This window comes from Sporosarcina psychrophila (assembly GCF_001590685.1).
Taxonomy (GTDB): domain Bacteria; phylum Bacillota; class Bacilli; order Bacillales_A; family Planococcaceae; genus Sporosarcina; species Sporosarcina psychrophila.
This window is the reverse complement of the sequence record NZ_CP014616.1, coordinates 2,533,801-2,547,128: the sequence shown is the minus strand read 5'-3', so window position 1 is coordinate 2,547,128 and position 13,328 is coordinate 2,533,801. Positions and strand designations below refer to the sequence as shown.

At 39.5% G+C, this 13,328-nt stretch carries 15 protein-coding genes; 10 read left to right on the top strand and 5 right to left on the bottom strand.

Features of this window, described 5'->3' with window-relative positions; all coding sequences use genetic code 11:
- The first annotated feature begins 7 nt into the window (after positions 1-7).
- The 4 genes from odhB to AZE41_RS12130 all read left to right on the top strand — a co-directional run bounded on the left by odhB (position 8) and on the right by AZE41_RS12130 (position 4,636).
- Entirely contained in the window at positions 8-1,228 is a 1,221-nt protein-coding gene (gene odhB / locus AZE41_RS12145) for a 2-oxoglutarate dehydrogenase complex dihydrolipoyllysine-residue succinyltransferase (RefSeq protein WP_067209736.1), read from the top strand.
- A gap of 107 nt (positions 1,229-1,335) precedes the next feature.
- Positions 1,336-1,533 (top strand): DUF6501 family protein, encoded by a 198-nt coding sequence (locus AZE41_RS12140; RefSeq protein ID WP_067209733.1) that lies wholly within the window; start codon positions 1,336-1,338, stop codon positions 1,531-1,533.
- 321 nt (positions 1,534-1,854) lie between these two features.
- Positions 1,855-2,718, top strand: coding sequence for an ATP-binding protein (locus AZE41_RS12135; RefSeq protein ID WP_067209731.1), 864 nt, complete (start codon positions 1,855-1,857; stop codon positions 2,716-2,718).
- A gap of 10 nt (positions 2,719-2,728) precedes the next feature.
- Complete coding sequence (locus AZE41_RS12130; RefSeq protein ID WP_067209728.1) at positions 2,729-4,636, top strand: hypothetical protein; 1,908 nt, start codon at positions 2,729-2,731, stop codon at positions 4,634-4,636.
- 51 nt (positions 4,637-4,687) lie between these two features.
- On the opposite strand, the gene AZE41_RS12125 is transcribed toward AZE41_RS12130, so the two are convergent.
- Together AZE41_RS12125 and AZE41_RS12120 are read right to left on the bottom strand one after the other, a co-directional pair.
- Positions 4,688-5,872: a toxic anion resistance protein gene (locus AZE41_RS12125; RefSeq protein WP_067209725.1), complete on the bottom strand. Its 1,185-nt coding sequence runs from the start codon at positions 5,870-5,872 to the stop codon at positions 4,688-4,690.
- Complete coding sequence (locus tag AZE41_RS12120; RefSeq protein WP_067209722.1) at positions 5,859-6,521, bottom strand: 5-bromo-4-chloroindolyl phosphate hydrolysis family protein; 663 nt, start codon at positions 6,519-6,521, stop codon at positions 5,859-5,861. Before AZE41_RS12120 ends, AZE41_RS12125 begins: the two co-directional genes overlap by 14 nt.
- Before the next feature lie 201 nt (positions 6,522-6,722).
- Here AZE41_RS12120 and AZE41_RS12115 point away from each other — a divergent pair, with 201 nt between their 5' ends.
- A complete protein-coding gene (locus AZE41_RS12115) occupies positions 6,723-7,019 on the top strand; it encodes a DUF1033 family protein (RefSeq protein WP_067209719.1) in 297 nt (98 codons plus the stop codon).
- Between the two features lie 130 nt (positions 7,020-7,149).
- Here AZE41_RS12115 and AZE41_RS12110 read toward each other — a convergent pair whose 3' ends face one another.
- Both AZE41_RS12110 and AZE41_RS12105 read right to left on the bottom strand, forming a co-directional pair.
- A complete protein-coding gene (locus AZE41_RS12110) occupies positions 7,150-7,818 on the bottom strand; it encodes a hypothetical protein (protein WP_067209717.1) in 669 nt (222 codons plus the stop codon).
- A 132-nt stretch (positions 7,819-7,950) separates the two neighbouring features.
- Complete coding sequence (locus AZE41_RS12105; RefSeq protein ID WP_067209714.1) at positions 7,951-9,567, bottom strand: ABC-F family ATP-binding cassette domain-containing protein; 1,617 nt, start codon at positions 9,565-9,567, stop codon at positions 7,951-7,953.
- Between the two features lie 1,778 nt (positions 9,568-11,345).
- On the opposite strand from AZE41_RS12105, the gene AZE41_RS23075 reads away from it, so the two are divergent.
- Together AZE41_RS23075 and AZE41_RS12100 are read left to right on the top strand one after the other, a co-directional pair.
- Positions 11,346-11,495, top strand: coding sequence for a DUF6877 family protein (locus AZE41_RS23075; protein ID WP_197485315.1), 150 nt, complete (start codon positions 11,346-11,348; stop codon positions 11,493-11,495).
- Between the two features lie 20 nt (positions 11,496-11,515).
- Complete coding sequence (locus tag AZE41_RS12100; protein WP_067209711.1) at positions 11,516-11,761, top strand: hypothetical protein; 246 nt, start codon at positions 11,516-11,518, stop codon at positions 11,759-11,761.
- A 56-nt stretch (positions 11,762-11,817) separates the two neighbouring features.
- On the opposite strand, the gene AZE41_RS22765 is transcribed toward AZE41_RS12100, so the two are convergent.
- The gene (locus tag AZE41_RS22765) at positions 11,818-11,994 is read right to left on the bottom strand and encodes a hypothetical protein (RefSeq protein ID WP_156476039.1); all 177 of its coding nucleotides are present in this window, start codon (positions 11,992-11,994) and stop codon (positions 11,818-11,820) included.
- A 235-nt stretch (positions 11,995-12,229) separates the two neighbouring features.
- On the opposite strand from AZE41_RS22765, the gene AZE41_RS22760 reads away from it, so the two are divergent.
- The 3 genes from AZE41_RS22760 (at position 12,230) to AZE41_RS12095 (ending at position 13,262) form a co-directional block, all read left to right on the top strand.
- The gene (locus AZE41_RS22760) at positions 12,230-12,400 is read left to right on the top strand and encodes a hypothetical protein (protein ID WP_156476038.1); all 171 of its coding nucleotides are present in this window, start codon (positions 12,230-12,232) and stop codon (positions 12,398-12,400) included.
- Between the two features lie 162 nt (positions 12,401-12,562).
- Positions 12,563-12,664, top strand: coding sequence for an XtrA/YqaO family protein (locus AZE41_RS23695; RefSeq protein WP_418064624.1), 102 nt, complete (start codon positions 12,563-12,565; stop codon positions 12,662-12,664).
- Positions 12,648-13,262: a hypothetical protein gene (locus tag AZE41_RS12095; protein WP_082786593.1), complete on the top strand. Its 615-nt coding sequence runs from the start codon at positions 12,648-12,650 to the stop codon at positions 13,260-13,262. The genes AZE41_RS23695 and AZE41_RS12095 overlap by 17 nt, the downstream gene beginning before the upstream one ends.
- Positions 13,263-13,328: the final 66 nt, after the last annotated feature.

Here is a 13,328-nt window from a genome sequence, read left to right as displayed (position 1 = left end):
ATTTATTGTGGCAGAGATCATAGTACCAGAACTTGCAGAATCGATTACAGAAGGAACGGTTGCACAGTGGTTGAAACAACCAGGTGAAAGCGTTGAGAAAGGTGAATTCATCGTTGAACTTGAAACAGACAAAGTAAACGTTGAAATCATTTCAGAAGAAGCAGGAATTGTTCAAGAACATCTGGCAGCAGAAGGCGATACAGTCCAAGTCGGCCAAGTTATCGCAATCGTTGGTTCTGGTTCAGGCGCGCCTGCTGCAGCTCCATCTGCACCAGCAGTGGAAGCAGTTCAAAAAGTGGAAGCAGCACCAGTTGCTCCAGCAGTTACTGAAGATGCAAGCGGATCAGACCGTACAATCGCAAGCCCAGCAGCACGTAAACTAGCTCGTGAAAAAGGCATCGACCTTGCAGCGGTATCACCAGTTGACCCAATGGGACGCGTTCGTGTTCAAGATGTTGAAGCACACGGTACTGCACCTAAAGCACAACCAGCAGCTGCCGCACCAAAAGCAGCAGCAGTAGTAGAGGACGGACGTGTAACTCGCGAGAAAATGACACGTCGTCGCCAAACAATTGCAAAACGACTTCTTGAAGTTAAACAATCAACAGCAATGCTTACAACATTCAATGAAATCGACATGACAAACGTTATGGCACTTCGTTCACGTAAGAAAGACCAATTCTTCGAGCAAAATGATGTTCGTCTAGGATTTATGTCATTCTTCACGAAAGCAGTTGTTGCTGCACTTAAGAAATATCCTTATGTTAATGCAGAAATCGATGGCGATGAAATCATTCTTAAAAACTTCTACGATATTGGGGTCGCTATATCAACAGATGGCGGACTAGTTGTACCAAACGTAGTTGACGCTGATCGTAAAAACTTCGCAGAAATCGAAGGAACTATCGTAGAACTTGCGAAAAAAGCACGCGACAACAAATTGACAATCGCAGATATGACAGGCGGTTCATTCACAATTACAAACGGTGGTGTTTTCGGATCACTTATGTCAACACCAATTATGAATGGTGCTCAAGTAGGAATCCTTGGCATGCATACAATCCAAAAGCGTCCAGTAGCTATTGGTGACAATGTTGAAATCCGTCCAATGATGTATGTTGCTCTTTCTTATGACCACCGTGTTATCGATGGTAAAGATTCAGTTGGCTTCTTGAAAATGGTAAAAGAATTGATTGAAAATCCGGAAGATCTACTTCTAGGTTCTTAATAAGAAAAGCGCTCGAAATCTAGACAAAAAATAGTTAGGTAATCGGCCCGTTATTGTTAGCGGGTCGATTTTTCCTTATACACTCCATAGAAAAGGCGTGATTAACAATGACATTCATAGATTGGATGACTGCACCTGCAATCCGTACTGTCGTCTGTAAGCATGCAGACGCTGAAAAGTATGTAGTGAACAATGTTCTGACACCAGGTAAAGAGTATGAAGTGAAAAACGAAACAGATGAATTCATTTTCATTCTCGATAATTCCGGTAAAGTCGGAGGCTATTATAAAACGTATTTTGAATAAACAAAGGCACAGGTCGCCGTTATAAAGGTACGCAGCCATTGCCACGTCCTGTGGCAATAGGCTGCGTGACCTACATCCTGTAGGCCCGCGACAGGCATGACTGGGACCAGCGACGCGGCGTTTTTTGACCGGGGAGGATGCAGTTCAATCCTTCCTAGCTGGGCTGAATTATGATCCGAGCATTTGGCGCCCGGAGTCTAGACGTGAAATCTCCATGTTAGAATTTATTCACAATACAAGATTTTACTGTTTTCTAGACGTGAACTTAAAGCCCGCTACCCACTTGTTGGTGTGCGGGCTTTTTTATAAGGAGGTAAGGTTATGAACTCGCTAGTAGAAAAAGAACAGCAGCTTCGTTCAACGAAAACGCATGACACCGCAGCAGTACGATTAATACAGGAAGGTGGTTACGTTTCCCCAAGTCCCCATTTATGGGATGACGTCCTTATCAGTATTGTATTGAAAAAACCAGTGTTATTGAAAGGGTCTTCTGGTTCTGGAAAAACGAAGTTAGCTCAAACAATTTCACATTATTTCAATCAGCCAATGCAAAGCATAAACTGTTCGGTTGATTTGGATGCTGAAGCATTGCTTGGTTTCAAAACGATAATTAGCAAAGACGGAGAGACTATTATTGAATTTGTAGAAGGTCCCGTAGTACAAGCTATGAAAAAAGGACATATTTTATATATTGATGAAATCAACATGGCCAGACCTGAAACGTTACCCATCCTTCATAGTGTTTTGGACCATCGTCGTATGCTGACAAATCCGTTTACAGGTGAAGTCATTTATGCGCATGAAGACTTTACGGTCATTTCAGCCATAAACGAAGGATATGTTGGAACATCTCCAATGAATGAAGCATTGAAAAACCGTTTTGTATCGTTCACAGTCCCGTACCTGACTGGAGAACAATTAGAATTAGTTATGAAGGATACGTGTCCATTTGCCTCAAAACAGCTTGTTGAGACATTCCTTCATATCAGTATCGATTTGAAGAAACAGGTAATGAACGGATTATTATCCGATGAGGCAGCATCCGTGAGAAGTCTGCTAGACGCTATGGCACTTGCAGAACATATCCCTGTGAAACGTGCAGTCCAGTATGCCATCGCTGAAAAGCTAGATGATACAATTGAACGTAGACTTGTCATGGAATTAGTCGATACTTGGGTGAAATGAGGCGATTGCTATGGTGAAGATGAATCGATTCATTCAATTTAATGATGAAACGGTCGATGCCAATACGCTTTTATTGTATGAACGATTAGGGCGCGCATTAGCAGATGCACCATTCATTGAATTAACGGAACGAAAGCTTCTTGAATTCCGACCTCAAGAAGGTATTATCTCGATGAGTGTTTTTTGGCGTCACCGAACAGACGAAGTGATCCACGCTGGCCGTCTGTCTGATATCTATTTGTTAACATCAGGTTATTGGAAGCATTTTAGTGTTAAGTCATGGATTAAATTTAGCCGGTCAATTAGCTTATATCCACTCCGGAAATTCACATCTGAATTATTATTGATGCTGGAAGAGTTTCGTTTAATTGATGTAATTACGAAGGAAAGACCTGGAACCGCAAGTGCATTCGAAGTTAGAAGGGAAGCCTACGTTTACCTCCACCGCAATGCACAGTCTTCGAATATGCAGAAAAATCAACTTGCGGATGCGATGATGAATCAGTTATTCATATCTCTCCATGAAGGCTTATTTGCAGAAACGTCCATCGACTGGGATGCTCATTCCATCGACTATGATCTCATTCAATCCGTTCTGCAACACGCATACGATTCAAAAAGTACAGAGGACAATACATTTATTGCGGATAGAATTACAGGGATTGTAGAAAGGTCAATTGACAAGGATCTTGTCAAACAGTATTATTCAGCGGGGGATTCCATTACAGAAGAAAATACTGTATTTCATTATCATAAAGGGATGTCTGACGCCGAAGAAGGCGAGGAAGGTCCAAAAGAGACAATCGAAGAAGTGTTTAGATCCTGGCATCGTGAAAGCGAGAGTGAATCAGGCGTCCACCTTGAATTTGAACTTGAACACGGACGCTCTGGGAAGAGTGATGCCAACGATGCAACGCCAGGCCATGAAGATGCTGAGGTCGAAGAGACGGGCTCAGGTGATTCAGAGGGGAATGACAGCGATCGTTGGACGGATGACACCAGTGATAAGACAGACAAACGCGATCGAAAGATGAAAGCGGGTAAGATGTTTGGAAAAGAGCATGTGAACGTCGTGTATGAGGAACAACGGATAGAAGTCATAGACGAGGTTGAAAATCGTCAACTATTGACCGTTTGGCGAGAAGAGCAAAAGCCGTATGTTCGTTCCTTCGTCGAGGAGATGAAGAAACGAATCGATTTGAAACAGGATTCGAAACGTGAGCGCCTTATGAAGGGACGACTTTCTACGAAATTAACGACGATGGTTGTGGATGAACGACCGAAACCATTTTATAGGAAGAGTGCACCATCTGTTAATCTAGATGCGGTATTCGGTCTACTAGTTGATGGTTCAGCTTCGATGCTCGACAAATTAGACGAAACAAAACAGGCTGTACTATTGTTTCATGATGTACTCCGTCAACTTGGTGTATTTCATGAAATTTCGTCCTATTATGAGGATGCAAATAACGCTACAAAAGAAGTGCAACCGAATGTATTTGAGCTTATGCATACGTTTACAGATCGCAATAAGGATAACGGTTTATCGATATTGTCGTTTGATGCTAATGAAGACAACCGTGACGGATTCGCGATTAGATGGATGGCCGATCAGCTTGCGATGAGGCAGGAGAAGCACAAGTTTTTGCTAGTATTCTCAGACGGGGAGCCATCGGCATTTGGTTATGATCGGAACGGTATCCTAGATACAGCAGAAGCGGTAATGGAAACTGAAAAAAAAGGTATTTCCATCATTCATCTATTCCTTTCAACTGAAGAACCGACTGTTGACCAAAAAGCACTTTTTTCAATGATGTTTGGCAATAAAACCGCATCATCCAACTCGGTCGATAGTTTCACAGATCAGACATTGCGGATACTTAGAAAATTACTCGCGATTGTAATAAGAAATACGTGAACCGCGAGTAAACTCCTAGATAATATACAAGGTGAAAACACAAAACCGCCCTTAGAGAGGACGGTTTTGTGTTTTTTCATGAACAGCAAGAAGGCGCTGTTTCAGCTCATCTTCCATTCGTCCGATTTCTATTTCAGCAGCTTTACGTTTTGCACGACCATCTGCTTGGATAATAAGTGTCTCTTCAATAGTTTGAATCAAGTTTTCTTGCGTCTTTTTCAGCGTATCAATTTCGATGATGCCGCGTTCATTCTCTTTAGCTGTTTCAATTGAATTGATTTTCAGCATTTCCGAGTTTTTCAACAGCAAGTCATTTGTCGTTTTCGTAACAAGTTTTTGAGACTCTACAGCTTTCATTTGTCGGTTTAACGTTAAGGCAATTGCTATCTGATTTTTCCATAGGGGAATGGATGTCATAATGGATGACTGGATTTTTTCTGCAAGTGTTTGGTTTGTCTGTTGAATCATCCTGATTTGAGGTGCACTCTGAATGGTGATTTGTCGTGATAACTGCAAATCGTAAAGGCGTTTTTCCAACCTGTCAAGGAATTGTGCCATGTCATTCACTTCCTGGAATGCCATTTGATCATTCGATAGCTCAGCTTTTTTGCGCATTTCAGGGATGATTTCATTGGCGAGTTCATCCTGTTTTAATTCAGCCGCGGCTATGTAGATATTTAACGCTTGGAAATAGGTTTTATTTTGATCATACAAATTATCAAGCATTCTAACATCCTCTAAAAGGCCACGTTTCGAATGCTCAAGTTGAACACCAATCCTGTCGATTTGAGTACTAAGTTTCTGATATTTCGTCATCATTTCTTGAACAGATCGCGTTGCTTTATTAAACAATCTGCTTAGACCTGACTTCTTCTTGTCTGATAAATCGTCAGGGTCTATTTCAGAAAGTTTACCCATCAAATCTTTCAATACATCTCCAACAGGTCCAATATCTTTGCCTTGAACATGATCGAGCATTTGAGTGGAGAACCTTGAAAGCTCGCTTTGAGCATTTGCGCCGTACGTAATAATTGCTTCATAGTTACCGACAGGAATTTGTTGTGCAAGGACTTTTGCCTTCTCCCTCTCTTCAGGAGATAGACGGTCAATCAGTTTAACGCTTGTTTCAGCCTCTTTCTTTTCTGTTTGCATTTCCTTAGGAAGAAGGGGTTCTTGAAAATCAAAAGGACTATCAAGTAAATCATCAATTGTTTTTATAGGATTATTTTCGGTCATTATGTGGATCTCCTTTCATTTCAAGAAGCGGCTTTTTATTATTCATGGATACATCAACAAAGTCAATTTCCATTTGGAGCTGGTCGATATCAGACGCTAAAACGCTTCGTAGGTCTTGCTCCAATTGCTTGTTAACATCCCCAAGCGTTTCACGCGTATTTTGTAATGCGATGCGAAGTTCTTTATCTTTCAATGGTTGGTTGACAAGCAACGCATATTTCGAAGTCAATTCGACTGCGGAATCAAGATGGGCATAGAAAAACTTCTCTACGTCGTAAAACTTTTTAGGGTTTGATCGGACGAGGCCAAGAATCCTTCTAGATAGGCTATTCATTTCATGAAGTTGCCTAAATGCCTGGATTGACCTAACTTGTCCATAAAGACCATTCAGTCGTTTGATTTTCATTTTCGCACCAGTAATCTGACCTTTTATATGACTGTATTCAGAACGGGACATCCCGAGTTTTTTTAAGTTGGATGAAAGTTGAATCTGCTTCAGGGTAAACGTTCCGCCAAAGTAGATCGCTACCAAAAGGCCAGTAGCCGCAAAAATATTCATACCTGCACCCATAACAAAGAAGAGCCAGGATCCAAAACTGATTGGTGCTGTTATAAAATGTCTTATAAAAAATTGTTTAACTTCTTTCATGATATATTCATACCTCCTTTGACCCTATACTGTATACGTTTCAAAACGAATAAAGTTTCATGTCAGTAGTTCAATTATACCCGATAAATGCAATCTATACCTACCATTTGAATTCAAAAGGGAAGCAATTAATTGGACATCAGGAGGGAGTTTGTTAAAATGAAGGACATTCAACTAAGAGTTACATAGGAGGTTTAGGAAATGTATGAAGTGATTTATATGAAAGCAGATTATGAGCCATGGTGGATGTTTGAGGAGTGGGAAGAAACAATCCGTTCACGCCATTCATTTGATGATAGAGTACTTGCTGAGGTACACTTTAAAAAATTGACTAGTGAATTACGAGAAAAGCATAAACGTGAGGCTATGAAAAAAGACTGTTTTTTTGCCTTTTGGTCTGAAGACGAAATAAATTTCTGTGAAGGCTGTGATGAAGATCTCCAACTGTATCATGGTGTTATCTTAATGAAGGACGGGATGCCCAATGCTTTCTGCTAAAAAAACATTGGAAATAAATACGGATTCGCATCTTCCAAAAGGTAATCGTTAGTTTCGGTACCTTTTGGAAGATGTGAATTTATTCTGCGATGTAAAGAAGCGTCCTAACGAGGGACGCTTCTTTACATCGCTATTTGTCGACTGTCTTCAACGTGGAGGTAACAACGAATTCACCGTCATCCGTCTGCATGATAGATTCCCGTTTGACTTCACCAAACCCTTCAACGAAATACTTACGGTTGACGAAGTCATCCGTCTTCATTTCGATGACGAAAGCATGATCAAACTTCTTATACGGTGTATCGACAGTTGTATCTATTTCAACAATTGTCCACGTATCAAATGTTGTTCCTTTTTTTATGGGTTTTTTAAGATAAACACCAGTTGGATCCATTGCATCCAGTTCTGCCAGGGGGGGGAAGTCTTTGACTAATTCGACAGTCTGTTCGTCTAAGATGCTTATTTTGTCAGGTTCGATTTTATAAATATGGCGAACCAGGGAGCCGCCATTATTCTCATGGACGACAACATAATTTTCAAATGGTCGTGCGACTTCAACATCAAGTTCTGCAAATTCATTTCCTTCACCTAGATAATGCGCCTTTGAACCATCCGGTAGAAAAAGATCAGTTAAAGAAATTTCACCATCGCTCTCACTTTCGCTATCTTTAACGATACCTTCACCAATTGTGCCATTTGTTGACCCCGAATTATCAAGGGCTGTCGGTTGTTTTTTCGAACACCCTGAAAAGACAAGGACCGCTACTAACAGAAAAATGAAAAGATTTATTTTCCTCATGAAAACACTCCTTTCTATTGGTTATACCCATTTCGACGGATATCATACGCAAGTGTAGGAATTGCAATCGGAAATCCAACATCATTTAGCGATAAAAATAGCCGTCTCCCAATCAAGGGAAACGGCTTAAAATTATTTCTTTTTATTTTGTTTTTCTTGTTGTTCTTTCCACTCTAGATACTCATCATAGTTCATCAATTTATCGAAGATTGTACCATCATCATGGATTTCAATGATTCTGTTTGCAACCGTCTGGATGAATTGTTGGTCATGAGATGTGAAGATCATGGCACCTTTGAATGCAATCAGTCCGTTGTTAAGCGCTTGAATTGATTCAAGGTCCAAGTGGTTCATCGGTTCATCCAAAAGAAGAACGTTCGAACTTGTCAGCATCATTTTTGAAAGCATACAGCGAACTTTTTCCCCACCGGATAAAACGGATGGTTTCTTGTTCACTTCATCACCTGAAAACAGCATACGGCCAAGGAATCCGCGTAGGAATGTCTCGGTTTGGTCGTCAGGTGAATATTGACGTAACCATTCAACAAGTGAACTTTCCGAACCTTGGAAGTAGTTACTGTTATCGATAGGAAGGTATGCATGTGTTGTCGTAACTCCCCATTTGATAGCTCCAGAATCAGGCTCAGACTCTCCGGCAAGCAGTTGAAGGAGCGCTGTTTTTGCAAGAGGATCTCCAAGAAGAATGACTTTGTCTTCTTTGTCAATTGTAAATGAAGCATCTTTAAGCATTACTCTGCCATCCTGTGTTTTGTTAACTTCTTGGATACTTAGAACATCATTTCCAATTTCACGGCCCATTTGGAAGTTGACGAAAGGATAACGTCTTGAAGATGGTTTAATATCATCCAATTCGATTTTTTCCAACGTTTTCTTACGTGAAGTAGCTTGTTTAGATTTCGAAGCATTGGCACTAAAGCGGGCAACGAATGCTTGAAGCTCTTTAATTTTTTCTTCTTTTTTCTTGTTTTGGTCTTGTGACATTCTTAGTGCAAGTTGGCTTGACTCGTACCAGAAATCATAGTTACCCGGGTAAATCTGGATTTTAGAAAAGTCGACATCCGCAATTTGCGTACAAACTTTGTTTAAGAAGTGACGGTCATGGGAAACAACAATAAGCGTGTTTTCGAAGTTCATAAGGAATTCTTCGAGCCATTGGATTGCTTTCAAATCAAGTGAGTTTGTAGGCTCATCCAGAAGAAGAACGTCAGGCTTACCAAACAAAGCTTGTGCAAGAAGCACTTTCACTTTATCAGAACCGTTTAGTTCAGACATCTTCAATTGGTGATATTCATCTGCAAGACCAAGTCCTTGTAAAAGGATTGCTGCTTCAGATTCAGCTTCCCAACCGTTCAAGTCGCCAAATTCACCTTCAAGTTCAGCTGCGCGCATGCCGTCCTCATCTGAGAATTCCTCTTTTGCATAGATGGCGTTTTTCTCCATCATAATGTCATATAAACGTTTGTGACCCATAATGACTGTATCAAGTACGACGCTTTCCTCGTATTCGAAATGGTTCTGTTTCAAAATAGCAAGACGTTCGTCTTTGTTCATAATTACATTTCCAGATTGTGGTTCTAGTTCACCTGACAAAATTTTAAGGAATGTCGATTTTCCCGCACCGTTTGCACCAATTAGACCATAACAATGGCCTGGATTAAACTGTATATTCACATCTTCAAATAGCTTGCGGTCGCCGAATTGAAGACTTACATTACTGACTGCTATCATTCAAAATCCTCCTAAATTCACAATGCTCCCATTATAGCACGAAATAATTCATAGTAGCAACAATGCTTATGCCTCAAGGCTTATGAGGGGTTTAAATAAAAACAACCTCCAAATATTCCACCAATTTAAAAAGTGAATGCATTACTGTAGGATTTCGCTAATTTGACATCGAGGTTTTATTAATGAGTGGATATATAAACTTAAAATCATCAAAGAAGTATTTCTTAGTCGTTCTGTAATAGTTTGTAGTGGAATGCCTTTACTCAACATAATTTTTGCTTGGGGATGTCTTAAACTGTGTGAGAAATAGATTTCATTCCTGATTCTTAAGGTTGAGTTTAATTGGATTTGAAACAGATCTTTTGCTGATGGGAGTTTTGAGTCTTTCTGAGGTAAGTACATAATCAGTTTCCAAACTTCTTTCCAAAAAAATGCGCAAAGTCTTATTCCACCAAAATCTGTATATCTTCAATTGATTTAGTAGAAGATCGTGGACAAAGTTTGTCAGTTTGCTATTTTTGGTTTACGAACTCCGTGGTAGTCATGGGTTCGCTCAATTGTAATGGTCTTTTTTTCGAAATCTATTTTATTCCATTGAAGTCATTGGCAACATTTACGAAGTTGCTTATTTGCTGGAGGAACCTATATAGCAGCACTACAGGTCTTTTAACAGCTTTAGTAGGTCAAAGTGAATATGGAGTTTACACCAAATCGACTGTAGGGCGTTTAGAATCGACGGGAAATGACGTTGTACTAGATCTTAGCAGTCTAGTGAAACTTTGAAAGTGAGTGGTCATAGAGGATAACGACTGGTAATGGAAACAGGAAATTATTAAATTACAGAATGAAATTAAAAAATTACGCAATGAGTTCGCGACTTACAAAGTGGATCAAATTAGAGAACTTTTCTCTGGAAAAGGACTAACTTATAAAAATATTACAGAAGGTGATATTTGTGTATTGGTTATCCTTACTCAACAAACACGTTAAGCAAGCTAATAAAGCTGGCACAATGTCTATAAACACCATGAGAGTGAGCCAAAAGATTAACAGTAAATACAACAGTAACGGAACAGTGAGGGAATGCAGCTTATTTTTGAATAGTCATTACTTCACTCAATGAGAAGCGATCAGCTTGAATCCAGATGGCTTTATGGCTTTATATGTTTTGCAGGTTGGGCAGATGATGGAAGCAAATTGCCATTAACAAATGCATTTGCGGCATGGGTAGAATCAATAGCTAGTTGATTCGTACTCCTACCAAAAAGACCACTGATTAAAAATAATCAGTGGTCTTTATCACAGTCATCTTGTGATATAGCGACAGTATTGACGAATCACCCGGTCAATAAACGTCCAAGATTAACGCTAAGTAGCTAAGCACTTGTTGAACTACTTATTGTAACTTTTCAGAAACAGTCCAATGTTTGGAAGGAATTACGTTTTGATTCAGTTGCTGCATTAACAAATCCGCTGTGTAAAAATCAGCAAAGGTTTTGTCTGACTGGGTACTGGAGTCCTTTAAGAACTCAGTTTCACCATCATTGTTTCGTATGATTACAAACATGAGTCACCTCCAATTTATGGCATGAACAATGACTTGTTCTAAAGGAATTGTCTCATCAAATAATATTTTAGTATACATTATTTGAGAATTGTTACCATTTTGTTACCGAATTGTAATGAAATATCCATTTATTTGCAGGTGAATAATACCGTAAAGAGAGAAGGAGAATTACTGATACTCAATTCGAACATAAGACGAAGGAAATTTCCGAATGACAGCATATCAAGAAATAATCAAGCTTTTACAGCAATTACCGTTTGAGGTGCTGAAAGACGTTGAGAGGCGTACCGGCGACTGGATGTGGAGCGGTGGCAATGAGGATAATCCGTATATTCATCGGCAGTTGCGGTATGCAAAATGATTTGTGAAGGAGTGATAGCTGTGCTTCAGCAACTCCCTATTTTTGATGCGGTGCCAGTCAAAGAAACCTTTACAGTCGGTGACACGGTTGAAATCGTCGTCAATGTAGAGGAGAAAGATGTTGAGGATTATTTCTACCTGAAGGTATTTGAGGGAATGGAAGGTCGGATTGTTAAGGTTTTACACAGAAGACAGTATGAGGTTTTGTTTGCGAAGTCTAATCAGATCGGGATATTTCGGCAAAGTGAATTGAAGAGGAGTGAATGAAATGACAGTAAGGACGTTCACTGTCGTGTATCGTCCCATTCGTAAGTATACAATCATTACTCTATGTCGGTTTTTTCTCTATTCATTTCTTTTATACGATCATCAATCGGATCAATCGTATGAATTGTATGTTTAAATCGTTTACTTTGATGGAGGACGATAAAAATAAAAATGAACTGTAAAATCAAGGTAGCAATACAAATGCAAATCCACATCCAAGTCGTTGTTGTCATTTGATAGTCTCCTTTCTTGCTGTAAGTTTACTACAAAAATATGGGCTAGTCAGTTACGGGTTGGTGACAGTTAGGCAGGATGAATTGAAGAGGAGTGAGTAGGGATGAACAATGATTATGAACGTGAAAAGATTAAAAGAGAGCTTTTCTCTCGCTGTGTATACGAATGCTTTAGGGAAAATGGGGGAAATAAACTCTCCTAAACTCACGGCTGAAAATGTAACGTGAACGCATTATGAATTTGGAGATTGGCGTCGAAAGGGCAGATTTACAGGATGTCTTTCGGTATTGTGACTACTTTGGATTGAATTATGAAGGGTTTTTGTTTGATGCTTTTCCGGAGTTTAAATCGGCTTATGTAGCGGATGCGGAGAAGATGATGAGAGCGATTGGGTACAAGATTTGAGGAAATAAAAAAGACAGGATTCCTCCCGTCCTTGGCAGGGTTTTTATAACACAATGAGGGGTCCTGGTGAATAAAGATATTACTTTTAATACAGATGCATTATTGTTGGGGATTGGTATAATGGAACTACCAATGAACTGTGTAGTAGTTATATCTTAGGGTGTGGCGGAAGTGAGGGAGCTTCCGGAACATGGAGAATATCGGATTGTTACGCTTCAAGGCAAGATTAAGAGGATGCGTAGGGAAGATGGGGAAGAGTTTTGAATTGGTTGGGACAAGTGTCGCAATTTCAAGGAATATTAGGTGCGATTGTTGGTTTTCATTAAGTTATTTCAGTAACAGAACAGGGAAAATTAAGATCATTGTAAAAAACAACTACCTTTCGTCGCCAAGGGAAGGAATTGAAAAAGAAAAAAGATCAGCTGATGAAGAAATTAAAACAGATTATTATTATAAATTAAAAAAGCATATTACTTTAAATTTAGAACTGCTTTTTATTAATTCTTCTTCAGTAAATAAAGTCATTACAGACATCGAAATTGAAGGTATAAGTACTAGCAAAGCTATCTATGTAGGCATATCATTAACTGAAGTTGAGCACTATGATAATGGGCAAGTCGCCGAAGATAAGGCTGATAGCTTCGCTCCTTTAAGTGAACACTTTCACATGATTAGTTTAAAGGCCGGCGAAGCTAGACTAATAAAACTTTTAGCATTTTTGGATAATGATCACTTTGAGAATAATAGCGGTATAAAAGAGGTTCAAATATGTTATATTCATCCAGAAAAGAGAAGTAAGAGAAAAAGTCGAAAAGTGAAATTCGCTATAAATAGATGGTTAGATTTAGAAGTTATAAATTAGTCCCCCTGGCCAACCAGAGGACAACGATGATAACAGCATTGCGCTGTGTCATTTGTTGTCCTCTTT